The following is a 26,407-nucleotide window of genomic DNA, read 5'->3' on the forward strand; positions in this document are numbered from 1 at the left end:
CACTAAACTCTCACCGCTGCGATCACTGTGACGAATAACAACGACCCTTCCCAGCAAGCCCAACACCTTCGCGATCAGCTTAACGACTGGTCCTACCGCTATTACGTACAGGATGACCCGGCGGTGCCGGATGCCGAGTACGATCGGGCGTTTCGTGCCCTGAAAGACCTGGAAGCCCAATACCCGGATTTGATCACGGCGGATTCCCCCACCCAGCGAGTGGGGGATGTGCCGTTGGACGCCTTTGAGCAGGTACCGCACGAAGTGCCCATGCTGAGCCTGGACAACGCCTTCGATGATGATGACCTGCGGGCCTTTAACAAGCGCATTCGCGAACGCCTGGATGTGAATGAGACCGTTGATTACGTGGCCGAACCGAAGCTGGACGGATTGGCGGTGTCGCTGCTGTACGAAAACGGTGAGTTGGTGCGGGCTGCCACTCGGGGCGATGGTCAGACCGGCGAGAATATTACTGTTAATGCCCGGACCATCCGCTCGGTGCCCCTCAAGCTTCGTGGCAATGCGTTGCCCGCACGCCTGGAGGTGCGCGGCGAAGTGGTGATGCCGCACGGCGGCTTCGCGGCGTTGAACGCCCGCCAGGAAGCAGCCGGGCTGAAAGTCTTTGCCAACCCGCGTAATGCGGCGGCGGGCAGCCTGCGTCAGCTGGATTCCCGGATTACCGCCGAACGGCCGCTGGAATTTTATGCCTACTCCATGGCTCAGCTTGGGGGCTGGGAGCAGCCGCCCACGCATTCGGCCATGCTGGATGCTTTGCGTGATTGGGGACTGCGCGTAAACCCGGAAGTTCGTGTCTGCCACGGAGTCGACGCCTTGCTGACTTTCTATCAAGGCATTTTGGAAAAACGCGATCATCTGGATTACGACATTGATGGCGTGGTCTACAAAGTGGACCGTTTCGACTGGCAAGAGGACCTGGGCTTTGTCAGCCGCGCGCCGCGTTGGGCTATCGCCCACAAGTTTCCCGCCCAGGAAGAACTCACCGTGCTTAATGGTGTGGACTGGCAAGTGGGCCGCACTGGCGCACTGACCCCGGTGGCACGGCTGGAACCGGTGCATGTGGGCGGGGTGATTGTCAGCAATGCCACACTGCACAACATTGATGAAATTCAGCGCCTGGATATCCGCATAGGCGATACCGTGGTGGTGTACCGGGCCGGGGATGTGATTCCCAAGGTGGTGCGGGCGCTGCCAGAACGGCGGCCGGCAGAGGCACAGGCGATTTCTCTGCCACCGGCCTGTCCGGTGTGCGGCAGTGAGATTCTCCGTGGCGATGATCAAGTCGTGGCTCGCTGTACCGGCGGTCTGATCTGTGGTGCCCAGCAGCGTGAAGCCATCAAGCATTTTGCGTCCCGCCGGGCCATGGATATCGATGGGCTCGGTGACAAGCTGGTGGATGCGCTGGTGGATCAGGAACTGATTGCTACCATTGCCGACCTGTACCGCTTGAAAGCCGAGCAGGTGGCGGGCCTGGAGCGCATGGGCGAAAAATCCGCGGATAACCTGATTGAAGCTCTGAACGATTCCAAAACCGTGGGGCTGGGCCGTTTCCTGTTTGCTCTGGGCATTTTGCAGATTGGTGAAGAGACCGCCAAAAACCTGGCGGACTGCTTTGGTGATCTGGACGGCATCCGTCGCGCCCCGTTGTTGTTGTTGCTGGCGGTGCCGGATGTGGGCATGGAAGTGGCCAAGGCCATCGGTGCCTTCTTTGCCGAAGCAGATAACGAGGCGGTCATCGATGGCCTGCTCTCGGAAGGGGTGGCGCCGCAAGCCAGCGGCGTTCCCTCGGCGGCCTTCGTTAACAGCCTGACGCTGGCGCAATTACTGAAATCTGCCAAGCGGCTGGGCATGAATCTTGAAGGCATTGGCGACAAGACACTGGAAACCCTCGGTGGGCATTTCCGCAGTGTGGCTGAATTAAGCACGGCCGCGACAGAAGGCGCGGGAGCCGAACTCAAGGGCGTGCGTTCCGGTGTCATGACGCAGCTGGCCAAGGCGCTGGTGGAAAACGACTGGCAAGACCGCTTACAGGATGCAGAGGATCAAGTCACAGCATTGGCTGCCCGCGCACCGGCCCAAGCGGAGAGTCGGCCGCTGGAAGGGCAAACCTGGGTGCTGACCGGTACGCTGGAGCAGCTCACTCGCGACCAGGCGAAACAGTCGTTGCAGCAACTGGGAGCGAAAGTGGCGGGATCGGTGTCCAAAAACACTAGCATGGTGGTGGCGGGCGCCGCAGCGGGCTCCAAGCTGGCCAAAGCGGAGTCTTTAGGCGTTGAGGTGTGCGACGAAGTCGCGCTACTGTCCATATTCACCGAGCACGGTATCGATCCGGGAGCGTTATGAAAGTCTGGCTGGTCTGTTTATTGGCAGTGTTGAGCCTGGGTGGCTGTGCCGGCACGCCAACCCACACCGACGATGTCTGTGCGATATTCGACCAGCGTGGTGGGTGGTTCAACAACTGGTATAAATACGCCAAGAATGCCGAGAAGGAATACGGCGTGCCGGTGCCGGTGCTGATGGCCACCATCTACAAGGAATCGGGTTTCAATGCCAAGGCCAAGCCGCCGCGGACCAAGCTCCTCGGCTTTATTCCCTGGAAACGCCCGTCGTCGGCCTATGGGTATCCCCAGGCGCTGGATGGCACCTGGGACTGGTACAAGGACGCAACTGGCCGCCGTGGCGCGGACCGGGACGACTTCAAGGATGCGGTGCAATTTGTCGGCTGGTATCACTACCAAAGTTACAAGAAAAACGGCGTGGCCCGTAACGATACCTACAACCTGTACCTCAACTACTACGCCGGCCACGGAGGCTATGCCCGCGGTACCTGGAAAAACAACAAATGGATGAAAGGCGCCGCTCAACGCACCGCATCCATGGCGAACCGGTATCAGCAGCAGATGCAGGGATGTGGCAGGGGGTAGCTACGAGCTACGCTGGATTGGATTAGGAAAAATAGAAAAGTTCCGTCCTTGTGACTTGGTTTGATTTGAATGGTTCTTGATTTTTACTTGTCGCTGTAAGCTTGTAGCTTGTAGCTGATTTCTCGGGGTGTTTTTTGGATAACGAATCCATCGTTTACGGTTGCATCAAGCATTTGCCGTTTGGCAATTTGCAGGAGCGCAAGACTAGCTGTTTTCAGAACCGTAAAGCCATTCGACAATTGCCTCAGGCGGATGAGTGGCCGTTTCTGTGCCGGGAAATGTTTTCCGTGCCGGGAGATGATCTGATGGGCGGGACGTTCCAGACTCAGGTGATCCATTTCGGCATGTCTTACCGGGCGGTGGAGTACGAGTGGGAACATTGGATCGCCAAGTTTGAATCCCTGCTAAAGAACATGTACTGGGTGAATGCGGTGGTGCACTTGGAAACCGAATTGTCCGGGTTTCATACGTTCGTGTGGGATAGCGCCGATGTCTATCACGAACCCTCTGATGCCCCCTTGCGGGTACGCTGTGAGTGGGCTCGCGAAGGGGCTATAGCCTGAATTTTTTCGTGCGGTAACGATTCCGTTGAGTGTTGCATTACGACCTTAGGCCTATAGACCATAGCGCCTGGGTCGCTCCATCGGCTCTCCTTGTAGGTCGTGTTAGGCGTAGCCGTAACCCGACATCTTGTTTCGTATTTCGCGGTAATAATCCAGTGTCGGATTACGGCCTTCGGCCTAATTCGACCTACGTTAATACCCCTTTCTCTTTGTCGTTTTTTCCCTTTTCTGTGATTGCATTCTTATCCCCTTGCGGCATAGTCGAGGGAGACGATTATAAAAAAGGTGAGGATGATGGCTCTCGATTATTCGTTGCTTGATGTATTTGCAGGCGCACCATTTCAGGGCACTCAGGTTCCCGTGGTTACGCTGGATGCAGCTAACAGTAGTGATGCCAGTAAAATGGCCATTGCCAGTGAATTTCAGCAAACCGAAACGGTGTTTATCGAGCCGGGAAACAGCGCGTCGCCGGTGACGGTGTTCAACAGCAGGGGCAGGCAGTTGTTCGGTGCCCATACCATTTTGGCAGCGTCCTATGTGGCTTATGAAATGGGAATGGCAAAAGATGAGGGCGAGTTTGCGTCGTTTCTACTCAAGCAAAACGAACAGTTGATCGAGAGCTTTATTGATAAGGGCGATACCGCGCCCGGCGCCATTCAGTTTGCCCGGGTGCTGACGCCGACCCTGGATCGCTACACCCCGGAAATTCCACGCCTGGCTGCCGCGCTCAATATCGATGAAAAACACATTTCTTTCAGCAAGTACAAACCGATGGTGGTGAGCGTAGACAAGCCCACACTGATCGTTCCGTTTACCAAGCCGGAGCATGTACTGGCGGCCAGCCTGAACCCGGAGCGCTGGTCGGATTTGTTCGGTGATGTTTATACCTCGGAGTTGTTTCTGTTTGCACCGGGGACTATCACCGGCTTCACGGAATTTCACGGTCGCTTGCTTAACCCGTCATTGCCGCGCGATGCGTTTCCGCCCATCGGGGCGGTAATGCCGGAGTTTATCGCCTACCTGGCTGAGCAGGGTGAGGCAGCACCGGGTACGCATACCCTGTCTGTGGATCGGGGCAGCCACGAGACGCGCAAGAGCATTCTGCATGCGGAGTTCGATAAGCGCCCTGGCAAGGAAGTGCGTTGCCGCATTGGTGGCAACGTGATCAAGATGGGGGTCGGGTCGTTGCTCTATTCCTGACTCGGAGTTACTCGTTGTCGGAGCGATTTTTCAGGTAGACGATGAATGCCACGGTGGCGATCACGCCAAGGAAAACGACGAAGGCCGTGATGAGTTGGTCGAGAGTCAGATTGTTGAGCATGAGGGGTTCCTTGCGGAGTGGTCGGCCCTGAGAATCATTAAAGTATGGCAGCGCAAGCGGTGCCTGCAAGGTTCACGTCACACCCCTCCCGCAGTGGGAGGAGTGTGGTTCTCCTCTTATCCCGTTTCATTTTATCCAATCGCACACAGTTCTGACCGGGTCTTGTCCCATCCCAGGCAGCCATCGGTGATGGAAAGGCCGTATTGAAGCGGTTTCTCCTGGCCTTGCCTGCCATCGTGCAGATGGCTTTCCAGCATGACGCCGGCAATGGCGGTTTGCCCCTGCGCCCGTTGCTGCAACAGATCCTGTAACACTGCCGGCTGCCGCAGTGGGTCCTTGCCGCTGTTGGCGTGGCTGCAGTCCACGATCAGGCGCGGGTTGCAGCCTTTGGCCTGGAGTGCGGCGGTGGCGCGCTCCACGCTGTCGGCATCGTAGTTGGGGCCGTCGTGGCCACCGCGTAACACCAGGTGGGTGTCCGGGTTGCCGGCGGTTTGCACCAGCGCGCTGCGGCCGTGCTCGTCCATGCCCAGGTGGGTGTGCGGATGAATGGCCGCCCCCATGGCATCGCAGGCCACGCCGGTGCTGCCATCCGTTCCGTTCTTGAATCCCACAGGTAGCGGCAGGCCGCTGACCATTTCCCGGTGAATCTGCGATTCGGTGGTGCGCGCACCGATGGCGGCCCAGCTCAGCAGGTCGCCCAGGTAATCGGCGGCCATGGGGTGTAGCAGCTCTGTGGCGAGCGGCAAACCCAGCCGTGCCAGATCCAGCAGCAGGTGGCGGGAGACATTCAAGCCGGTGGCGATATCGTTGCTGCCGTCCAGGTGCGGGTCGTAGAGCATCCCTTTCCAGCCCACGGTAGTACGCGGCTTTTCCACGTAGGCGCGCATGGCGATGAAGATTTTGTCGTCCAGCTGCGTGGCCAGATCCGCCAAGCGGTGGCCGTATTCCAGGGCCGATTTGGGATCGTGGAGGGAGCAGGGCCCGGTGATCACCAGCAAGCGCGGGTCTTCGCCATTGAGAATGTTGCGAATGGTCTGGCGCTGCTGCTCAATCTGCGCGGCAAGGGCGGCATCCACCGGCAGGCGCTCACGCAGCACCGTGGGGGAGGGCAGTGGCAGGCTACGTCGCGGAGCGGCCTGACGATCGCGGATGGGGCTGTCGGTTGTCTCTGTCTGTTGCGTGTTTACCTGTTGCATGGTCTTTCCTTGTGGCGTCGGCGCGTTATCGTCGCGCGTGATTCGTCGATCGCTTCTTGATGCTGTGTTGCGTGCTGTGCGGGTGCAGCCAGCGGCTAAATCGGGTGGTCAGGCGGTTCGGGTAATAGTGATACATGGTGCTGTCCTCTGGATGCTGTCTGCTGCATTTGTCTGTTTGTCAGGGCAATAAAAAACCCCGGGCGGGTTACCGGCCGGGGTTTCGTGTATTCGGCAGGCGTCCCTTAACGGGCGCGCCTGAGTAACGGTCAGGCGCGCGAGCGGCTAAACCAATACCCGTAATAAGACGCAGCAGACACAGCCATACCGGCCACTGGGCCAGTCAGGATGTGTGTGTTGAGCTGTGCTGCGTGCATGGTCATGTCTCTTAAATTTGCTTCATTGAAGGCTAAAGAGTAGCGGCAGCGTGTGAAGGGTGCAAGAGGCTGGGACCATACCGCACGATAGCCGGTGGCTATTTCTGGATGCGGGTAGCGTTTTCGGGTCCACCGCAATCAGGCGTAGCAGGACGATCAGGTATTTAGCGTGTTGCATGCAGCGTGAAGCATGCTGCGGTCGCAGAGCGACAAAAAAACGCCCACCGAAGTGGGCGAGGAAGGTGGAGACAATCCACTGTTAAGACAAGTCAGCAAGACAAGTCGGAGAAAACAGAATCAGAAAATGTTGGCATCCTGGATCGCATTGGTAATGGTTTTGGCATAGTGGTCTGCGCCTTTTTCCAGACCTTTGAAGCCGCCGGTGTTAAAGCTGACGGTCTTACCGGTCCAGACAATGGCTTTTTGGTCCACGTCCCACAGTTCCAGGCGAGCGGTATAGATGTCTTCGCTGATAAAGAAGTCCGGGCTGTAAACCTGCGGTGTCATGGTCATGCCTGCACTGGCAGGGATGGCTACGCCAGGGTCACCTTTGACTTCCGTGGTTTCAGTGGTCTGGTCTTCCAGGTGGATGGCCAGGGCACTATCGAAACCGTTGTCCTTCATGCGTTTGGCCAGGTAGTCCAGGCTTTTGCCTTCTACGCCCTTGTCGCCATAAACGGTGTAGGCAGCGGTGGCTTTGACGCCCATGGTGGCAAACTTGGCGACGATGGCATCTTCCAGATGTTCGCGCAGTTCGTGGTCTACCAGCACGCCAACGACCAAGGACTGGTATGGGCCTTTGGGCGTGGCCTGGGAGCCGGATTCAGCGCTGATGACTTTGGTGTCATGGTAGCCGCTAGCACAGGCTGTAAGCAGTACAGCGAACAGGGCCACCAGGGTAAATTGCAGTTTTTTCATGGTTTCCATCCTCTTGAGAAAAGCCGGCCGTAACCGGCTGTTTCACTATCCGTTTTAGAAGTTGTAGCTGGTGCTCAGGGACAGGTAGTCCCGGTCTTCGACCACGCTGTACTCTTCATCGTTGTAGGTCGTGTAGGACAGGTTGGCGCTGAGTTTCTTGTAGGCCATGCCCATGCTCACGCCCACGGTACGGGCATCTTCCTGCATGGCATCATCGCTGGAGTAACCTTCCACACCGTGGCTGAACGTCAGGCCGGGTGTCAGGGTGACCGCGCCGATGGCGTTGGCGTAGGTGGAGGTCAGGCTCAGCTGATAGCCCCAGCTGAAGTCGGTGACATAACCGTCTTCTCCCAGTTCGCCGACACCAAAGTTGGTGTGACGACGGAAGCGCATCTGGTCCTGCTTGGGTAGATCAGGAATAAATTCCGAGCCCACCTGCATGGAAACGACGGTTTTCTGCGCGCCCATCAACTTCGGAATAATGGTGGTGAAGGCCAGCTCGGCACGCTGAATGTCAAACTCCTCAAAGCCGTGTACTTCGCTCCCGGAGTTGTAGACGTAATCGATGGTTCCCTGTGGAATGGTCGCGAACCCTGAAGCTGCCGCAGCTGGAACGCCGTTGGCTTCCAGTACGCGAGCCGTGGTCATGTCCGGGGTATTGATCTGGATCGGCATGTCCGGCAGGTAGCTCAGGTTCAGCGCCAGGTTGCCCACGCCTTCAAAGGTCTTGTCGGCGGTGAGACCGAATACCTGAATGTCTTCCGGGTATTCATAGAAGTAGGCGATATTGTTGTTCGGAGGGTTGATCCCTTGGGCGAGCGGGCTGTCTTCCTTGGTCACCGAGTAGTAAGGCAGTCGGCTGTGATAATTGAAGAAGTAGGTGCCGATCTTGGCCTTGGATTCCGGGAACGCATAGTCAAACTTCAGGCCATACTGGCCGCCGTCCTTGGGCTCATTTTCATCCCTGCGGGGAATGTAGGTACCGGCGTTGTAGGCATTCTGGTTCGGGATGACGGCGGAGCTGGAGAAGGTGGCATCACAACCCAGTGCGGTGTTGTCCAGGGTAGAGAAAAAGGTCCCGCAACCGTCCAGATTCGCCGCACGCCATTCATACTGGTAGAAAGACTTCATGCTCAGACGGTCAGTGAAGTTGTAATCCACGGTGACCATGCCAGAGGGCGTCAGAAATTCCGTGTATTCCGACCCCGGGCGGTGCAATGCGGCCAGGTCGACCGCATTCAGTGAGCTGAAGGAGCCGCGTGAATAAAGGCTACGGCCCCACAGGAGCAGTTTACGACCTGCTGCCACTTTCAGGGGTTGTTCGTTCACCTGGAAAGTGCCGTGGGCAAAGACCTGCTGGAACGTTGCGCCCTGGAACTGGGAATTGCGATGGAAGCCGTCGTCGCTCAGCTTTCCCCCCTGGAATTCATTGGGGTAGTTGCCATGGGGAACATAGCCTTCCTTTTGGGTGTAGTCGTACCAGGTCTTGGCCTGTACGAAGAGGCCGTAGTTTTTGTACTGCAGGTTGAAGTCACCGATGGCCTTGACCACGGAGGAAACCACTTCACCGCCGTCATAGTTCAGGTTGCCGTCATCAGATACGGCAGAGCCTGAGGTGCCGCCGGGGGTGTCACCGGCGAACAGGTTTTCCTTGCTGGCAGATTCCATCCGGGAGATGGCGCCCACGGAGGCCTTCAGATTCCATTTGGCACTGAAGTCATCGTTGAACTTGTATTCACCGCCGGCCATTGCCGGCGCTGTGGCTGACAGCAGGCCCAAAACCAGGGCACTGCTGTAACCAACAGCGATTGCTTTGTTTCGCATTATTTTGCTCTCCCACTGCACCGGGGATGAACCGGGCAGACATTCCGTTTTTGTTGTAAGCGCGTGTTGTAGCGCACTTTGCATAATCCGCCCGGTCCCTTCCGGGCGCTGAATCCTTTGCACTGAAGATTGTGGAATTCTTTTTTGAACCATGATTCTGAAAATCGACAGGCTGTAATCAATTCATACATACCCTCTGGTATGTGGTCAAGGCGACCAAAGTGAAAGAAATTAGACGTGATTAACGTGCTGTTCGCATGTGATGGCGGAATCAGCTCGATTTGTGTCGCAAACGTCCCAGGTGCCGGGTTTGGGATAAGAGGAAAGGATACGGATGTTCTACATGTGTTTACCTTTTGGCCTAATCCGTTACTTAGAGTAACAGGCAAAAAACGGTTTCATTTTTTAGTGTTTTTTTGTTTTCTGACACATTTTTTAATGATTGTGAGGCAGTTCTCTCCAGGGTGAAGGAAAGGCGGCGAAGAGGTGCCCTGGCCTGGCGTGTTGCATGCTGCGTAAATCGTGTTGCGGCCGCAGAACGGCCAATAAGGTTCTTCGCGGATTTGAGGGAACATCACGTTTTCAGGGGGCTTGGTTTATCGCGAATGCCTCGCACGTTGCCGGCGTCAGGCATCCAGCACCGCATGCATTTCTGGCCACTCTGCGATCAATCAGGCACAACCAGTGTAATCCGCGATGAACCAAAAAAAGGGGCACCAGGCGGTGCCCCTAAGGGGAAACAGAATCAGCGCGATTCCATTTAGAACACTTCAAACAGGCCTGCTGCACCCATGCCGCCACCGATACACATGGTGACCACCACATACTTCACGCCACGGCGTTTGCCTTCGATCAGGGCGTGGCCGGTCATGCGGGCCCCGGACATGCCGTAGGGGTGGCCAATGGAGATGGCGCCGCCGTTGACGTTGTATTTTTCCGGGTCGATGCCGAGGGTGTCCCGGCTGTACAGGCACTGGCTGGCGAACGCTTCGTTCAGCTCCCAGAGGCCGATGTCATCGACGGTCAGACCGAAACGCTTGAGCAGTTTAGGCACCGCATACACCGGGCCGATGCCCATCTCGTCGGGGTCACAACCGGCTACGGCCATACCACGGTAGGCGCCCAGTGGCTGCAGGCCGAGCCGTTCGGCTTCCTTGCTGTCCATGAGTACGCAGGCGCTGGCACCGTCAGATAGCTGGGAGGCGTTGCCGGCGGTAATAAAGCCGCCTTCCTGCACCTGCTGACCGCCTTTGAATACCGGTTGCAGAGACTGCAGCCCTTCCAGGGTGGTTTGCGGACGGTTGCCTTCATCTTTTTCCAGGGTCACTTCCACGTCGGAAATTTCCTTGGTTTCTTTGTTCATCACTTTCATGACGCTGGTCATGGGTGCGATTTCATCATCAAACTTACCGGCTTCCTGGGCGGCGGCTGTGCGCATTTGTGACTGGAAGGCGTATTCGTCCTGGCTGTCGCGAGACACGTTATAGCGGTCTGCGACAATTTCGGCGGTTTCCAGCATGGACATGTAGATATCCGGGCGGTGTTCTTTCAGCCACGGATCGGCGGCGCGGAAGGTGTTCATCTTGTCGTTTTGAACCAGGGAAATGGATTCCAGGCCACCGGCCACGGCCACGTCCATGTTATCAACGATGATTTCCTTGGCGGCAGTGGCGATGGCCATCAGGCCGGAGGCGCACTGACGGTCCATGCTCATGCCTGAGACGCTAGTGGGCAGGCCGGCGCGCAGGGCCGCCTGGCGAGCCACGTTGCCGCCGGTGCTGCCTTGCTGCAGGGCAGCACCCATGATCACGTCCTGAATGGACGACGGGTCGATGCCGGCACGCTCAACCGCGTGCTTGATGGCATGGCCACCCAAGGCCTGGGCCTGGGTGTCGTTGAAGGCACCGCGGTAGGCTTTGCCAATGGGAGTACGGGCGGTGGATACGATTACGGCTTCTCTGGTCATTGCTCTCTCCTGGTCCAGATAAGGGCTGCTGTGAGGGGAGTGTGCAGCAGCCTAAAGTATGTGAGAAGCGAGTGACGAGTGCCGAGTTTCGACGTACAAAACCCAAAGACGTTTACCGCCTGGTTTTGCTTTTCGTAACTCGGCACTCGCCACTCGCTTCTGTCCTTTAACCCAGCTTGATGCCTTTGGCCTTGGCCGCCATGGTCAAAATTTTGGTCACGTGATCGCCGCCGGCCATCATTTCGCTGGCGTTGTCCATGTTGCCGATTTGTTCGAAGTGGGCAGCAACGCCATCCACATTACGCTCTTCGTCATTCAGGTAAACGCCTTCGCTTTCCATCAGGCGAACCATGGCATAACAACCGGCACCGGCCAGCAGGATGCGGTGAGTGGGGGCCTCATTGCTTGCCAGGAACAACACTGCCGGGGTGATTTCCTTGGGCTCCAGCATGGCCAACACTTCCGGGGGCATCAGGTCTTCGGTCATGCGGGTGGCGGCGGTGGGGGCGATACAGTTCACCTTGATGTTGTACTTCTCACCTTCCAGACACAGGGTGTTCATCAGCCCTGCGACGGCGGTCTTGGCGGCGCCGTAGTTTGCCTGGCCGAAGTTGCCATACAAGCCGGAAGTGGAGGTGGTCATCACGATGCGGCCATAGCCTTGTTCGCGCATGATTGGCCAAACGGCCTTGCTGCAAATTTGAGAGCCGGTGAGGTGAACGGCAACGACCTTATCCCAGTCGTCCTGGGTCATTTTGACGAAGCTCTTGTCGCGCAGAATGCCGGCGTTGTTGATCAGCACGTCGATGCGGCCCCAGGTGTCCATAACCTGTTTAACCATGGCCTCAACCTGAGTTACGTCAGACACGTCGGCACCGTTGGCAATGGCGTCGCCACCGGCGGCCTTGATCTCGGCAACAACCTGTTCGGCGGCTTCGCTGGAGCCGCCGCTACCATCGCGGGCGCCCCCGAAATCGTTGACCACCACGTTGGCGCCGAGTTTAGCCAGTTCCAGGGCGTGAGATTTGCCCAGGCCGTTGCCCGCGCCGGTGACGATGGCCACCTGATCATCAAAACGAATTGCCATGTTTATTACTCCTAAAGAAAAGTACCGAGTTGAGAGGAGCGCAAAGAAGACTGAAACCGAGCTTTGGTTTTCGCTACTCGCAGCTCGTCGCTCGCGACGGTTATTTGACGATTGCCAGGCTCAACCATTCTGCGATCAGGGCGGGTTTTTCCTGGCCTTCAATTTCAATCTGCACGCCGTGGCGCAGTTGCCATTCGTTGTCAGAGCGCTGTTTGACTTCCAGAAGGGTGAAGGCGCCACGGATTTTGCTGCCTTCACGGACGGGATTCATGAAGCGCACCTTGTCGAAACCATAGTTGATGCCCATCACTTGCCCCTTGATGGTGGGCAGCACGTCGATGGCCATGGCAGACAGCAGCGAAAGGGACAGAAAACCGTGAGCGATAGTGGCTCCAAAAGGGCTTTCCTTGGCAGCGCGTTCAGGATCGGTATGGATCCATTGCGGGTCTTCGGTTAATTCGGCAAAGCCGTCGATACGTTGTTGGTCGACGGTGCGCCATTGAGACTCGCCAACATTCTTGCCAACGTTGGCTTGCAGCTCTTCGATGCTGGTTTCTGGTTTGCTCATGGTGCTCTCCCGTTAATGGCTCGAATAACCGTTGCCGAGCCTTACTTTTCAAAACATTATTTTAAAAGAACCAGTATGCGAGCGACGCAATCAGCCGTAAAGGGTGAAAAGCGCCACTTAGGGCGGGAAATCCGTCACCGCTCGCTGCACGGTCAATGGGCCTTGGCTTGAGTTGTGTCAAAATTTGCAAGCAAATTGTGTCGATAACAAAAATTGAAAAGAAAGACGATTGCAGGACTGCCTTGCCCCAGCGTGACAGCTGGGCATCGGTAGATTAGGGAAGTGCAGGTAAAGGAGTAAGAAAATGGGGAATGCGAATGAGGCACTGGTAAGCGAACCGCGCCAGGCGATCCTCGATGCGGCAGCGTTGTGTTTCATGGAAAGGGGCTTCAATGCCACCAGCATTGATGATATCGCCCGTCGTCTGTCTGCCACCAAGGGCATGGTTTATCACTATTTCAGCTCCAAAGCGGCGCTTTTTTTCGAAATCCATCATCGCGCCATGGATGCTATTTTTGATGAGGTAGAGCCGGTTGCTGAGTCTGATCTTCCTGCGCCGGAACGGTTTACGGAAATGGCGCGCCGCTATATCCATACCCTAATCCAGACCCAGCCTTATCAACGTACCGTATCGGAAGCGGTGCAAATGATATTGCGCAACAGCACCACGGCAGAGCAGCGCGAACAGTTAACCTATTTACAGTCCCGTCGTATTCAGTGTGAAGCCATGTTCATGGCGGTGCTGGAAGAGGGCATGAGTAACGGGACGATGCGGGCCAGTCGCCCCCGGGTTTCTATTAAACCGGTGTTTGGCGCGATGAACTCGGTCATCAACTGGTACCACTACCGTGAAGAAGAAACCCCAGAGCAACTTGCCGAGCTGGTCGACGAAGTGGTGCAGATCGCACTGCGTGGCGTGATGAAATAACCTCACGCCACACGTCCGACGACTCCGTGGTGAGGTCGTCAGCCCGGATTCGCCACTTCTTGTCATGCGTTGCCTGGCGCTATGAGCCTGATTTGTTCAGGAACCCTGCAAACAGCGCCCGGGTGTCGTCACTGAACATGCGCTCGGCAAACATGACACTTTCCTTTTCTATCTGTGATTTGATCGCCGCGTCGCTCAGGCGTGTCAGCTGCTTGGTCATGGCAATGGCCGCCGGTGTTTTGGCGGCCAGCTTGTCGGCCAGCGCCTGGGCCCTGGACTCCAGCTCTTCCACTCCCACTCTGTAGGCAATCAGCCCCATCCGTTCGGCTTCTTCTGCAGTGAAACTGTCGCCTGCCAGTAGCAGGCGATTGGCGTTCTGGCGGCCAATCAGAGCAGGCAGAATCAAGCTTGAACCCGCTTCGGGCACCAGCCCCAGGTTGATAAAGGCGGTATGGAAGCGGGCGTTGTCGGCGGCAATCACCAGGTCCGCGTGCAGCAGCATGGTGGTGCCGATGCCCGTGGCGTTGCCCTGTACGGCCATGATCACCGGTTTATCCAGCGCCATGATGGCGTGGATCAGTATCATGGCGGGGCTCAATTTGCCGTTATCACGGCTGGCGGGATCGGCCTGCAGGAAGTCCTGAATATCGTTACCGGCGCAGTAGCTGCGGCCTTTGGCGGTGAGGAGCAGGGCATTCAGATCATCACGCTCGGCCAGGTGTTGTACGGCGGTGGTGAGGTCCTGATACATGGCTGCGGTAAGCGCGTTGAGCTTGTCGGCGCGGTCCAGTGTGACGTGCAGCACGGCGTTGTGTTCACGGGTTTGAATAAATCCGCTGCTGAGTGTCAGGTCTGTCATGGCGCATCTCCAAAGGGGGGGAAGTGCTGAACAATATCGAAACAGTGTTCCGAATAATAGCTATTGCACAATGCATGGAATTTATTGAGCGGGATGCAAAATATCAATTTCACTAACTAATAACCCTGATCTAGTCTGGTTGAATCGCTTTTCAGATCACGAGGATTCGCGCATGACCCAGTTTTATCTTGTCCGCCACGGACAAGCATCGTTCGGTACCGATAATTACGATCGCCTTTCCGAACTGGGTCATCAGCAAGCGCGCTGGCTGGGCGAGTATTTTGCCGAGCGGGGCATGGGCTTTGATGCCTTGGTGTGCGGAGATCTGGTACGGCACCGGGAAACCGGGGCGGGTATTTGTGAAGGGCTTGGTGTGGCCTTGCCTGAGGATATTCAGCCAGGCCTTAACGAGTTCGATTTTCAGTCTCTGGTGAATGCCTACCTGACCCAGCATCCGGACCAGATGCCCGGTGAAGGCGCTCCGGTGGCCGCTTTCTATAAGGCCCTGAAGACCGCCATGAAACATTGGCGCATGGATACTCTAACCGGCGATTTACCGGAAACCTGGCAGGGGTTTTCGGACCGTGTCGCTGCTGCACGCGATCATATCCAGCATCAGTACAGCGACAAGGACCGGGTGCTGATCGTCAGTTCCGGCGGCGCCATGGCCATGTTTATCAAGCATATTCTTGATGCGTCGGATGACGCTGTGGTGGAGCTGAACCTGCAAATTCGCAACAGCAGCGTGAGCCACGGTTTCTTTAATCAAAAGGTGGTGCGCATGGCCAGTTTCAATAACGTGCCGCACCTGGATCGCCCGGACCGGTTCGACGCGATTACCTATTATTAAAAAAGACACTCAGCACGCCTGATGGCTCCTTTGCATGTAGCGTGAGGCGTGTTGCGTGTCGCATTTTTCAACAGGGAGAGCTTCATGGATTTTCAGTACACAGAAAAAATGCAGACATTGATCGCCCAGGTGCGTGATTTCATCAACAACGAAATTCGCCCGGTGGAAGGGCTGTACCACGAGCAGCTGGAAAAGAGCCCGTGGGAAACCCCGCCGATTATGGATGAGCTGAAAGAAAAGGCTAAAGCCAAAGGGCTTTGGAACCTATTCTTGCCCAAGGAATACGGCGAATACAGCGCAGGCCTGAGCAACCTGGAGTATGCGCCATTGGCCGAAGAGATGGGCCGTTGCCGGATTGCGTCCGAGGCATTCAACTGTGCCGCGCCGGATACCGGCAACATGGAAGTACTGAGCAAGTACGGTAATGAAGCCCAGAAAGAGCAATGGCTAAAGCCGCTGCTGGAAGGCCGTATCCGCAGTGCCTTCGCCATGACCGAGCCGGAAGTGGCGTCTTCTGATGCCACCAATATTGAAACGCGCATCACCGAAGACGGTGACGACTACGTGATCAACGGCCGCAAATTCTATATTAGCGGCGCCATGCGCAAGACTTGCGAGATCATGATCGTGATGGGCAAGAGCAGCCCGGACAACCCGAACCGTCACCAGCAGCAGTCTCAGGTGCTGGTACCCACCAATACCCCCGGGGTTAACATCGTTCGCCCTATGCAGGTGTTCGGGTACAACGATGCACCGGAAGGCCACGCCGAAGTGATCTTCGATAATGTTCGCGTGCCGAAAGCCAATATGATTCTCGGCGAAGGTCGTGGCTTTGAGATCGCTCAGGGTCGCCTGGGTCCAGGGCGGATTCATCATTGCATGCGCATGATCGGTGCCGCCCAGGAAGCGTTCGAGATGATGTGTAAGCGGGTGAACCAGCGTGAAGTGTTCGGTGCCCCCATGAGCAAGCAGGGCTCCGTGCGTGAAGATATTGCCAAATCCTACTGCGAAATCGAGCAGGCGCGGCTGCTAACCCTGAAGGCGGCAGACGCCATGGATCGCTCGGGTAACAAAGACGCCAAGGATTTGATCGCTATGATCAAGGTGATTGCCCCGAATATGGCGTTAAATGTCATCGATCGGGCGATTCAGATCCACGGTGCCGTGGGCCTGAGCCAGGATACGCCGCTGGTTCATTTCTTCAGCTACGCGCGCACCCTGCGTCTGGCCGATGGTCCGGATCAGGTGCACATGATGCAGCTGGGCCGGAACATGGCTAAACAATTCGCCTGATTTCGGGTGCTGGCCCGGAGCGTTTATAGCGCTCCGGGCTTTGCTATTTGCGCAGCAGAACAGAGAAGAACAGGAGAGCTCCATGTCCCAGGTGGATACACTCGATACACAGAAACTGGCTGAATACCTTGAACAGCACATTGATGGCTTCAAAGGTCCCATCGACGCCGACAAGTTCGAGGGCGGGCAGTCCAACCCCACCTTCAAGATCACTGCCACCTCCGGCTCCTATGTGCTGCGCCGTCAGCCGCCGGGCAAGCTGCTCAAGTCTGCCCATGCGGTAGACCGCGAGTTCCGTGTCATGGCCGCTCTGAAAGACACTGATGTGCCGGTGCCCAAGGTGCTGCACCTGTGTGAAGACCGCGATGTGATTGGCTCCATGTTCTATGTAATGGAGTTCTGTGAGGGCCGTATCCTGTGGAGCGCCGCGCTGCCCGAAGTGGGTGAGGGCGAGGCCGGCAATGCAGTTCGCGGTGAGATGTACACGGAGATGAACCGGGTGCTGGCGGCACTGCATAGCGTCGATGTGGACGCGGTGGGCCTGACCGATTATGGCAAGCCGGGCAATTATTTCGAGCGTCAGCTGGGCCGCTGGACTCAGCAGTATGAAGCTTCCAAGCTGCAGGAAATCCCGGCCATGGATTCGCTGATTGCCTGGCTGCAGGCCAATCAACCGGAAGACGATGGTCAGGTGTCACTGGTGCACGGGGATTATCGCCTGGACAACATGATGTGGCACCCCAGCAAGCCGGAAGTGATTGCGGTGCTGGACTGGGAGCTGTCGACCCTGGGGCATCCGCTGGCGGATCTGGCGTATCAGTGTATGGGCATGCGCATGCCGCAGCGCGACGCCAAGATGGCCGGCCTGCAAGGCAAGGACCATGGTGCGTTGGGTATCCCTACGGAAAAAGAGTACGTGGCCATGTATTGCGAACGCCGCGGTATTTCGCATATCGACAATTGGGAGTTCTATCTGGCGTTCAGCTTCTTCCGCCTCGCTGCGATCTGTCAGGGTGTGGCGAAACGAGCTGAAGACGGTAATGCCTCCAACAAGGAAGCGGCTGCAGTCGGCGCCCTGGTAGAACCGCTGGCTTCCATGGCCATGCAGATTATCAACGAAGGAGCGTAAAAGCAGCTTCAAGCTGCAAGCCTCAAGCTCCAAGGAAAAGCCGTGCTGCGGCGCGGTTATTCCGCTTTTCGAATGGCTACAAGCTATGCGCGCGTTGGTGCTTGCAGCTTGTAGCGTGTCGCTTTTCTCGGGAGAAAATGAATGAGTACCAACCTGTTTAACCTTGAGGGCAAGATTGCCCTGGTCACCGGCGCCAGCCGGGGTATCGGTGAAGAAATTGCCCGCCTGCTGGCAGAGCAGGGCGCCCATGTGATTGTGTCCAGCCGCAAGATTGAGGGTTGTCAGGCTGTTGCCGATGCCATCAAGGCTGATGGCGGCAGCGCGGAAGCGTTTGCTTGCCATGTGGGTGAACTGGCACAGATCGAAGCAGTGTTTGCCCATATCCGCGAGGTGCACGGCAAACTGGATATTTTGGTGAATAACGCCGCCGCCAATCCGTATTTCGGCCATATTCTGGATACGCCAGTGGATGCCTTCGACAAGACCGTGGATGTGAATCTGCGCGGTTACTTCTACATGTCCGTAGAGGGTGGCAAGTTGATGCGCGAACATGGTGGTGGCGCCATCGTGAATACCGCGTCGGTTAATGGCCTCACTCCGGGCGAAGGCCAGGGCGTTTACTCCATTTCCAAAGCTGCCGTTATCAGCATGACCAAGTCGTTCGCCAAAGAGTGCGCGCAATTCAATGTGCGGGTGAATGCTCTGCTGCCGGGCCTGACCAAAACCAAGTTTGCCGGTGCCCTGTTCACCAACGAAGACATCTACAAACAAGCCCTTAGCCAGATCCCCATGCGCCGTCATGCGGAACCGAAAGAAATGGCCGGTACGGTCCTTTACCTGGTTTCCGATGCGTCCAGCTTCGTGACCGGGGAATGTATCGTGGTTGATGGTGGCTTTACGATTTAAAGCGACGCTACACGCCGCACGCACCAGGCTACACGCAACAAGAATTTTTGGCGTGAAGCGTCAGCGTGCTGCGTGAAGCGATTCGACGAAGGAGAACGTAATGGATCCGATTCTTGATTTTACTGGCAAGACAGCGCTGATCACCGGCGCGGCCAGCGGGTTTGGCAAGTTACTGGCAGAAGAGCTGGGCAAGCGCGGGGCGGCGCTGGTGCTGGGTGATATCAATATGGATGCGCTGAATCCGCAGGCTGATGCGCTGGCGGGGCAAGGTGTGAAAGTGGCGGCGTTGCGTTGTGATGTCTCCAGCGAGGCAGACTGCAAGGCCATGGTGGATACGGCACTGTCCCAGTTCGGTCACCTGGACCTGGCGGTGAACAATGCGGGTATTGCCCACGGTTTTATTCCGTTCGCAGAGCTGACCGAAGAAGTGCTTGATCAGCAGATGAACGTGAACGTTAAGGGCGTCATGTTCGGAATGAAGCACCAAATCAATGCCATGAAAGCTGGCGGTGGCAGTATCGTTAACGTTAGCTCCATGGCCGGGCTGGGTGGTGCGCCCAAGATTGGTGCCTACTCGGCGGCCAAACATGCGGTGATCGGCCTTACTCGTACAGCGGCAATTGAATATGCCAAGCGCAACATCCGCGTGAATGCGGTTTGCCCGTTCTATACTCATACCCCGATGTTGGACGAAGGCGAGTTATCGCAGGACCGAGAGCAGATGCATGCCATGCTGGCATCGGGGTGTCCAATGAAACGCCTGGGCCAACCCTCTGAGATCGTTACAGCTATGCTCATGCTACTGTCGCCAGCGAACAGTTATATGAATGGCCAAACCATTGCTGTGGACGGTGGTGTGTCGGCATTCTGATTGCCCTTGTTCATACACAAGCCCCCGCTTTTCTGCGTAATGCTGTTAAGTAAATGTGCCAGCATCTTCGGCAGGCGAGCATGACTTCCCATACGCCCGGCGTTAGAGGCTGGGTATGTGGGAAAGCGATGTTCGTATCGCGAAGGGCTCTGGAGGCCGCACAGGCTTCTTATCTTCTTCTCACCATCCAATCGTCATGCCGGCATACAAGGTGCGGCCGGGCGCGGGTTCAAAATAGCCACGGTCATCAGGGTTGGGTCTATCACTGTTGGTATTAATGCGGATGTTGCTGTAGTACTCACGATCAAAAAGGTTGTTAATCCCGGTGTGTAGTTCCAGGTGTTGGCGGTTAAAGTCCCAGCGCTTGCCGATCCGCGCGTTGGCAACGGCATGGCTTCCTATACGAGTTTCATTGGTGTTTTCCGCGTATACAGAGCTGGCGAAACGGACATCACCAATAACAAATATTCCGTTACTGGGGCGCCATGCCGCTTCGGCAAAAATAATGTGTTGAGGAAGCCCCGGCATGTGATTGTCGCTCACGTCCATACCTTGTTGCTGATCGACGAAGCGTTCGAAACGGTATTGTGCCCAGGTCCAGGCGACGGTGGTGGTTAGTGTGTCTGTCGTGAAATGTTCAAGTGATAACTCCATCCCTTCACGACGAGTGCGTGCGGCATTTTCATAGAAGGTCCGCCCCCCTAGTTCGTAGGGCGTTATTTCATCTTTCACGCTGACACTAAAGAGTGTCATGTCATACAGTAACCCATCGCTTATTGTGCCGCGCATCCCCACTTCCTTGTTTAGTGCGTTTTGAGGATCCAAATTCGGGTTGAATCCCCCTACGCCTGAGGGGTTGGCTAACTCAGTGAAGGTAGGGGTTTCAAAGGCTGAACTGATCGAGGCATAAAAGGTGTGAGCGGGAAGGGCATGCCAGGCAACACCGGCACTAAAGCTACCTTCATTGAATTGTTGTTCGCCGCTATCGTTGCCGTCTGTGAGGAAATCATCCTTTATCTTGAACTGTATTCGATCGGCTCTTGCACCCAAAGAGAGGGTGATGCTATCGGTCAGGAAAGTATCGGTTTGTATAAAGACGCCACTGCTCGTGGCGGTTTGATCTTCATTGGCACTGAGGCCAGTAATTGCGCCATTGAAACTGACGTTACGACGGCCCCTGTCGTCCTGTTGACGATCCACGTCAACGCCAATCAGGTAACGGTGCTGTAAGCCGAAGAGGTCCAGATCATGATGATATTCCACACCAACACCGTAAAAGGTTCGCTGGTAATCAATCAGACTACTGCCGGGAAATGGGAGTTGTTGAGTAAAGTCACGCTGGCTAATGAAGGCCCGAGCTTGAAGTAGGCCTCCGGCTAACGATGTATTGCGGTAACGGAAGCCAAGGCGCTGTTGGTCTACTTCTTGGCCAGCATCCAGTCGGTCTGCAAGCAGGGTCGACTGTTTTCTGTCTGTGTGGGCCTGGAGACGGGTTAGTCCGCTCGGATCCTCTGCATATGGAGTGTCTAGCGCCGTTAGAAACAGGTCTATTTCTTGGTGGTTGTCCAGCTCCCAGCCAACTCGGCTGTTTAGCTGGTATTTTTCCACTGCGCTTTGATCACGGTAGCCGTCGTAGTTGAGACCGCTGAGTCCCAGATAATAATGAGCATTGCCTTTCTGTCCGCCGCTCTTTAGATGGGCTTTGCGAAAGCCATCTGCGCCGCTCGACAAACTCAGCTCACCGTTTCCCCTTATGTTTCGCCCAGATAGGCTTTCAATGTCGATTACGCCGCCGGTGGCATTGCCATAGAGAACGGAGGCAGGCCCACGTAATACCGTTGCTTGGTAGATGGAGTCCAAATCAATATTGTCTACCTGTGATTGCCCGTCCGGCAGTGTTTCGGGGAAGCCGTCAACACGAATGCGCAGCCCCCGGACCCCAAAGGGAGCACGTGCGCCAAAGCCCCTGATAGATAGGCGTTGATTCTGAGCGAAGTTGTATCGGTTTTGCAGGTAGAGTCCAGGTACTCGAGCGAGAGTTTCATCAAGTTGTATATTCTGTTGCCCCTGCTGAGCTGTGTTTGCCTCCACGACGCTTACGGCGGCAGGGGTATCCAGCAGGCTGCGTTCCATCCGCGTTCCGTCAACCTGTATGGTGTCGAGCTCAGAGGGCTGCGCCAAGGCAATCAGGGGCAGGTTGATTGTCGCAAGACCGAAGGCGATTCGCTTCAATGAGGGCATGGCATCTACGGCTTTGTTGTTAGTGTGAGGCTTACGCTATTGGCTTCGGCGCTACTCCTCAATAGATACAGTGCGAAAGTAGTAGTCATGTTCCCCGTAAGTCGCAGTTTCTCTGTTGTTACCCGTAACGGACGCCCATAAAAAAAGGCTGCGAGAAGCAGCCCTTTTTATGGCAGGAAAAGACACTCAGTGAGTTTTCTTGCCCTTGCGCTGGCTGGCCTGGGCATGTTGCTCGGTGAGCATGCCGTCGGTACCGAAGAGTTTCTCGCGCCATTCGTCGAGCAGGGCGTCAGTGTCGTGCTGGGACGGGTGGAAATCCCGTTTGAAGAAATCCAGATACTGGGGCGTCAGTTTGGTAAACAGCCCCTTTCGGCCGAACAGGAACTTCATTCCTTTCCAGTTGTTTTTCAGGCTGAGAAGACGCCCGTCAGAGGCCAGCATGCGAACCTGGAAGGCGGCTAACACGGCAAAGAAGAGGACGGTGGTGGGGATCATGGCTCCCGCACGAATGGCGTAACTACCGCTGACCTTTTCATAGACGTCATAGGCCACAGTCTTATGTTCGTTTTCTTCCAGAGCATGCCATAACCACAGTTTTAGGCTCGCTTCATCGATAATTTTTTCCTGGTGCTCATCTTCGCGTAGCAGCTGTTCGGCGATGATAGCGGTGTAGTGCTCCAGGCAGACCGTCGCAGCTAGCTGGAAAATTTTCGGTGTACGTTTTTGCACCAGACCGAGCAGTTTGCCCAGGGATTTGTCCAACTTATCGGTGGGGTAGCCGAACTTGACCCCCATGTTGTTCCAGGCTTCATGCTCTTTGCTGTGCATGGCTTCCTGACCGATAAAGCCTGAGACCTGGGCTTTTAGTGTCGCCTCAGTGATCTCTTTACGGTAATGGCGTACTGAGTCCACGAAGAACGCCTCGCCTTCCGGAAACAGGGCGGACAGGCTTAGCCAGAACGCACTCAGGAAGGGGTCGTTGTCATAGAAATAGCGCGGTGACGTCTTGTCATCGAACTGGAAGTCCAAGCGGCGGGGTGGAATATTAACGGTGGCGCCCAGCGGGACTTTCTTGGCCTTCGATTGGCCTGATTCAATGGTCGTGGATGCTGTTGTTGTCATGGTGTCCTCCTGATCTCTGGCGGCAGGGGCGCCGCTGAATGCCATACTGTGACATTGCCTGATGTGACGATAGTCGAGGTTGCAGCGGATCAGGTAAATGGCAATTTAGCGCCCCGGGTGGGGCGCTATTGCCAGTACACAGAGTGAGGGATCTTGTGTACTGGTTATGACGCAGGAGGTATTACCGGGGCAGGAACAGGGATTTGGTTTCCAGGAATTCCTCAAAGCCGAAGCGGCCCCATTCGCGGCCAATCCCGGATTGTTTGTAGCCACCAAAGGCGGCCTGTACATCCGGGCCGGCCCCATTGATATGGACATTACCGGTACGCAGGCGATTGGCTACCTGGTGCGCCTGAGCCTCGTCCCCAAACACATAACCGGAGAGCCCGTATTCGGAATCGTTGGCGATATCGACGGCGTTATCCAGAGTGTCGTAGGGGATCATCACCAGCACCGGGCCGAAAATTTCTTCCCGGGCGATAGTCATCTGGTTGTTCACCTCGCTGAATACGGTGGGGCGAGCAAAATAGCCCTGGCTTATGCCCTCAGGCATGCCGGGACCGCCGGCCACCAGTTTGGCGCCTTCTTCCTGCCCTTTCTCGATCATGGCCTGCACCCGCTTATACTGGCGACCATTGGCAATGGGGCCCATCACCGTGGCGTTATCGGCGGGATCGCCGACCACAACACTGTCGCAGACCTGTGCCGCAATACGCTCGGCCTCGGCCAACTGATCCGCCGGCACCAGCATGCGTGAGGGCGCGTTACAGCTCTGCCCGGTGTTGGTCATCATGGACCGTACCCCGTGAGTAACGGCCTGCTCCAAATCACAGCCCGGCAGCAGGATGTTGGCGGATTTGCCGCCCAGTTCCAGAGAGACGCGTTTGATCGTGCTGGCCGCTTCCCGGCTTACCGATTCCCCGGCGCGGGTGGAGCCGGTGAGTGATACCACATCAATACGTGGGTCACTGGACAGCAACGGCCCCACGGCGGCGCCATCGCCATACACCATGTTAAAGACCCCGGCAGGGACGCCAGCTTCATCAATGATGCGGGTCAGCAGGTTAGCGGACAGGGGAGCGAATTCGCTGGGCTTGAGCACCATGGTGCAACCGGCGGCCATGGCCGGGGCAACCTTGCACATGACCTGATTCATGGGCCAGTTCCAGGGCGTGATCAGAGCGCAGACACCGGCCGCTTCACGGCGGATTAGTGATTGGCCCGCGGTTTCTTCAAACGGAAACTCCCGGGCGATGCCCAGCGCGGTTTTTAGATGGGCGAGCCCCATGGGGGCCTGCACTTTACTGGCCAGGGAAATGGGGGCGCCCATTTCCTGGCTGATGGCTTCGGCCATTTCCGGCAGGTGGGACTGGTAGGCCTCGAGCATTTTTTCCATATAGCCCAGTCGCTCTTCCAGCGGCAGGGCAGACCAGGTGGGAAACGCTTGGTGAGCGGCGTCGATTGCCGCATCAATATCGGCGGCCTGAGCCAGTGGCAAGGTAGCAATCTGTTCTTCATTGGCGGGGTTGATAACGGCGTGGGTGGTGGCTCCCGGTGCGGGAGAAACCCAACTGCCGTTGATGTAGAACTGCTGCAGCGTGTCCATGGAATCGTCCTTTTGTCGGTCTTCCATTGTGTGTGGTGGGTCAACATTACAATAATGAAACGTAATTTTAAAATATTGACCACTATAGCCGAAGCGTGACATGGTGAATGTTCCTGCCGTGCCCACACCCCCATTGTGCTTGAGAGAGGGACGCCGGGCCAAGGCAGGCTTGAGCCGCGGGTAAGCGGTGTCTTGGGCAGGCGGAACGCTTTTTGTTATATTTGCGCGCCTAATACATAACTATAAATGAAATCGATGTCCGGTTAGCCGGCGCAGCCGATTTCAGCCATCCCGAAGCCTGATACAGGAACGAGAAGAATGCGTAGAGCTGTTGCCGACCTCGGCGCCAATGATAAAGACCGTAATTTCGTCACGGCCCTGGCACGGGGGCTGGATATTCTTCGCTGTTTCGGCCCCTCAGATGAATACCTGGGCAATGCGGAACTGGCCAAACGGACCAGCATTCCGCGCCCAACCGTCTCGCGGATGACGGCGACGCTGACGCAGCTGGGTTACCTGCGTTATGTGCCGCAGCTGGAGAAATACCGGCTGGGGCCGGGCGTGCTGGATCTCGGTTACCGCTATCTGGCCAGCGAAGGGGTGCGGGATCTGGCGCGGCCTTACATGCAGGAACTGGCGGATTCCACCGATTGCATGGTGGCTATTGGGGCCCCGGATGGCGCCCAGGTGACTTACATTCAAGTGTGCCAGGGCAATGGCCCGCTGGTGCTGCGCCTGGACATCGGTTCGCGAGTGCCCATGGCCACGTCGGCCCTGGGGCGTGCGTTCCTGGCGGCCACGCCGGAAGCCGAGCGCGAAATGTATTACGAACAGATCCGCCAGCAGGATCCCTCTGCCTGGCCCGCCCTTGAGCGTAGCCTGCAGAGTGCCTATGACGAATACGAGCAGTACGGTTTCTGCACCTCTGACGGAGAGTGGAACCGGGACGTGAGTGGCGTGGCGGTGCCGTTGATTCTGGATGGTGGTGCTCAGGTGGTGCCGTTCAATTGCGGAGGGTCATCACTGCGTTTAAGCCGCAGAACGCTGCTGGAAAATCTGGGCCCGCGCCTGAAAGACGTGGTCGGGCAGGTGGGGCAGATGGTACAGGGCCGCGCCTGAACCTCTGGACCAGCCGTGTCGGGCACAGATAAAAACGAACAATGAGTGCGAGAGTATGAGTGCAGTTCCGCCCTCCAAAGGCTTCTCCCTGGCTGATGCCAACGCCCGTTTCTCTATGGGTTTTCCCTCTCTGGTGGGGTTTCATTTTCTGGAATGGGAAGAGGGCAGAGCAGTGCTGGGGTTGCAGATTGAAACCCGGCATTTGAATCTGGGGGGTGTCATTCATGGCGGGGTGCTAGCGACCCTGATGGATGTGGCCGGGGCCTGTGCCGGTACCTGGTGCCCGGACCCAACCCATATCCGCAAGGCCGTTACTTTATCGATGACTACCACGTTCACCGGGCAGGCCAGTGAAGGATTGATTCGTGCGGTCGGTACTCGCCGTGCCGGTGGGTCCCGAATCTACAACAGCACCATGGAAGTGTTCGATGAAAAGGACACGCTGCTGGCGCTGGGTGAGGCTACCTTCCGCTTGCGCAGCGAATAATTTCCTTTTTTCGCGTGATCAAAATACACGTTTTCGCCTTGAGAGGCGCTCCGGCCAAGCCCGTTTATTGCCTACCGACATTGCGCCGCCGGCGCGCTTCCACTCCTTTTCTTGTAGATACCGTCTCTCCTAATGAACTACAACCCTCTCACATGGGTTGTGGTTCATATTCTTTCTGGTGCGCCAGTACGCCGTAAGCGATGTGCACCAGCTTTCTCATGGCGGCTCCAAGCGCCG

The 26,407-nt window shown here is 56.6% G+C and carries 22 protein-coding genes; 12 read left to right on the plus strand and 10 right to left on the minus strand.

The genetic code is table 11. From position 1 onward, the window contains the following. Nucleotides 1-27 precede the first annotated feature (27 nt). From ligA to ABNH18_RS02600, 4 genes are all read left to right on the plus strand, one after another. Nucleotides 28-2,361, plus strand: a complete 2,334-nt coding sequence (gene ligA, locus ABNH18_RS02585) for an NAD-dependent DNA ligase LigA (RefSeq protein WP_349381314.1) — start codon at nt 28-30, stop codon at nt 2,359-2,361. Then, complete coding sequence (locus ABNH18_RS02590) at nt 2,358-2,942, plus strand: transglycosylase SLT domain-containing protein (protein ID WP_349381315.1); 585 nt, start codon at nt 2,358-2,360, stop codon at nt 2,940-2,942. Before ligA ends, ABNH18_RS02590 begins: the two co-directional genes overlap by 4 nt. Nucleotides 2,943-3,076: 134 nt before the next feature. Further along, on the plus strand, nt 3,077-3,505 hold the full coding sequence (locus ABNH18_RS02595; protein ID WP_007148883.1) for a hypothetical protein: 429 nt from the start codon (nt 3,077-3,079) through the stop codon (nt 3,503-3,505). Nucleotides 3,506-3,799: 294 nt separating this feature from the next. After that, nucleotides 3,800-4,705: a PhzF family phenazine biosynthesis protein gene (locus ABNH18_RS02600; protein WP_349381316.1), complete on the plus strand. Its 906-nt coding sequence runs from the start codon at nt 3,800-3,802 to the stop codon at nt 4,703-4,705. A gap of 252 nt (nt 4,706-4,957) precedes the next feature. Here the strand turns inward: ABNH18_RS02600 and ABNH18_RS02605 are convergent, their stop codons facing one another. The 6 genes from ABNH18_RS02605 to ABNH18_RS02630 all read right to left on the minus strand — a co-directional run bounded on the left by ABNH18_RS02605 (nt 4,958) and on the right by ABNH18_RS02630 (nt 12,759). Then, nucleotides 4,958-6,022, minus strand: coding sequence for a 3-deoxy-7-phosphoheptulonate synthase (locus tag ABNH18_RS02605; RefSeq protein WP_349381317.1), 1,065 nt, complete (start codon nt 6,020-6,022; stop codon nt 4,958-4,960). Between the two features lie 671 nt (nt 6,023-6,693). Beyond that, entirely contained in the window at nt 6,694-7,314 is a 621-nt protein-coding gene (locus ABNH18_RS02610; RefSeq protein ID WP_349381318.1) for a hypothetical protein, read from the minus strand. A gap of 54 nt (nt 7,315-7,368) precedes the next feature. Beyond that, nucleotides 7,369-9,138 (minus strand): DUF1302 domain-containing protein, encoded by a 1,770-nt coding sequence (locus tag ABNH18_RS02615; RefSeq protein WP_349381319.1) that lies wholly within the window; start codon nt 9,136-9,138, stop codon nt 7,369-7,371. Between the two features lie 760 nt (nt 9,139-9,898). Continuing rightward, a complete protein-coding gene (locus ABNH18_RS02620; protein ID WP_349381320.1) occupies nt 9,899-11,104 on the minus strand; it encodes an acetyl-CoA C-acyltransferase in 1,206 nt (401 codons plus the stop codon). Nucleotides 11,105-11,270: 166 nt separating this feature from the next. Beyond that, nucleotides 11,271-12,191 (minus strand): SDR family oxidoreductase, encoded by a 921-nt coding sequence (locus ABNH18_RS02625; protein ID WP_349381321.1) that lies wholly within the window; start codon nt 12,189-12,191, stop codon nt 11,271-11,273. Between the two features lie 100 nt (nt 12,192-12,291). After that, nucleotides 12,292-12,759 (minus strand): MaoC family dehydratase, encoded by a 468-nt coding sequence (locus ABNH18_RS02630; RefSeq protein WP_349381322.1) that lies wholly within the window; start codon nt 12,757-12,759, stop codon nt 12,292-12,294. Between the two features lie 304 nt (nt 12,760-13,063). Here ABNH18_RS02630 and ABNH18_RS02635 point away from each other — a divergent pair, with 304 nt between their 5' ends. Beyond that, nucleotides 13,064-13,687: a TetR/AcrR family transcriptional regulator gene (locus tag ABNH18_RS02635; RefSeq protein WP_349381323.1), complete on the plus strand. Its 624-nt coding sequence runs from the start codon at nt 13,064-13,066 to the stop codon at nt 13,685-13,687. 79 nt (nt 13,688-13,766) lie between these two features. Here ABNH18_RS02635 and ABNH18_RS02640 read toward each other — a convergent pair whose 3' ends face one another. Further along, complete coding sequence (locus ABNH18_RS02640; RefSeq protein ID WP_349381324.1) at nt 13,767-14,546, minus strand: enoyl-CoA hydratase/isomerase family protein; 780 nt, start codon at nt 14,544-14,546, stop codon at nt 13,767-13,769. A gap of 172 nt (nt 14,547-14,718) precedes the next feature. Here ABNH18_RS02640 and ABNH18_RS02645 point away from each other — a divergent pair, with 172 nt between their 5' ends. The 5 genes from ABNH18_RS02645 to ABNH18_RS02665 all read left to right on the plus strand — a co-directional run bounded on the left by ABNH18_RS02645 (nt 14,719) and on the right by ABNH18_RS02665 (nt 19,595). Continuing rightward, nucleotides 14,719-15,396, plus strand: coding sequence for a histidine phosphatase family protein (locus ABNH18_RS02645; protein WP_349381325.1), 678 nt, complete (start codon nt 14,719-14,721; stop codon nt 15,394-15,396). An 84-nt stretch (nt 15,397-15,480) separates the two neighbouring features. After that, the gene (locus ABNH18_RS02650; protein WP_349381326.1) at nt 15,481-16,689 is read left to right on the plus strand and encodes an acyl-CoA dehydrogenase family protein; all 1,209 of its coding nucleotides are present in this window, start codon (nt 15,481-15,483) and stop codon (nt 16,687-16,689) included. 82 nt (nt 16,690-16,771) lie between these two features. Continuing rightward, the gene (locus tag ABNH18_RS02655) at nt 16,772-17,818 is read left to right on the plus strand and encodes a phosphotransferase family protein (RefSeq protein WP_349381327.1); all 1,047 of its coding nucleotides are present in this window, start codon (nt 16,772-16,774) and stop codon (nt 17,816-17,818) included. A 141-nt stretch (nt 17,819-17,959) separates the two neighbouring features. Then, the gene (locus tag ABNH18_RS02660) at nt 17,960-18,724 is read left to right on the plus strand and encodes an SDR family oxidoreductase (RefSeq protein ID WP_349381328.1); all 765 of its coding nucleotides are present in this window, start codon (nt 17,960-17,962) and stop codon (nt 18,722-18,724) included. 100 nt (nt 18,725-18,824) lie between these two features. Next, nucleotides 18,825-19,595 carry an SDR family NAD(P)-dependent oxidoreductase gene (locus ABNH18_RS02665; RefSeq protein WP_349381329.1) on the plus strand — a complete coding sequence of 257 codons (771 nt, stop codon included), beginning with the start codon at nt 18,825-18,827 and terminating at the stop codon, nt 19,593-19,595. A gap of 180 nt (nt 19,596-19,775) precedes the next feature. On the opposite strand, the gene ABNH18_RS02670 is transcribed toward ABNH18_RS02665, so the two are convergent. The 3 genes from ABNH18_RS02670 to ABNH18_RS02680 form a co-directional block, all read right to left on the minus strand. After that, a complete protein-coding gene (locus tag ABNH18_RS02670; protein WP_349381330.1) occupies nt 19,776-21,728 on the minus strand; it encodes a TonB-dependent receptor family protein in 1,953 nt (650 codons plus the stop codon). A 294-nt stretch (nt 21,729-22,022) separates the two neighbouring features. Continuing rightward, nucleotides 22,023-22,958 (minus strand): metal-dependent hydrolase, encoded by a 936-nt coding sequence (locus ABNH18_RS02675; protein ID WP_349381331.1) that lies wholly within the window; start codon nt 22,956-22,958, stop codon nt 22,023-22,025. Nucleotides 22,959-23,139: 181 nt separating this feature from the next. Continuing rightward, nucleotides 23,140-24,564, minus strand: a complete 1,425-nt coding sequence (locus ABNH18_RS02680; RefSeq protein ID WP_349381332.1) for an aldehyde dehydrogenase family protein — start codon at nt 24,562-24,564, stop codon at nt 23,140-23,142. Nucleotides 24,565-24,882: 318 nt separating this feature from the next. Here ABNH18_RS02680 and ABNH18_RS02685 point away from each other — a divergent pair, with 318 nt between their 5' ends. Both ABNH18_RS02685 and ABNH18_RS02690 read left to right on the plus strand, forming a co-directional pair. Further along, nucleotides 24,883-25,683: an IclR family transcriptional regulator gene (locus ABNH18_RS02685; protein ID WP_349381333.1), complete on the plus strand. Its 801-nt coding sequence runs from the start codon at nt 24,883-24,885 to the stop codon at nt 25,681-25,683. A 55-nt stretch (nt 25,684-25,738) separates the two neighbouring features. Then, on the plus strand, nt 25,739-26,170 hold the full coding sequence (locus ABNH18_RS02690; protein ID WP_349381334.1) for a PaaI family thioesterase: 432 nt from the start codon (nt 25,739-25,741) through the stop codon (nt 26,168-26,170). Nucleotides 26,171-26,407 lie beyond the last annotated feature (237 nt).

This window comes from Alcanivorax sp. (genome assembly GCF_040118815.1).
Taxonomy (GTDB): Bacteria; Pseudomonadota; Gammaproteobacteria; order Pseudomonadales; family Alcanivoracaceae; genus Alcanivorax.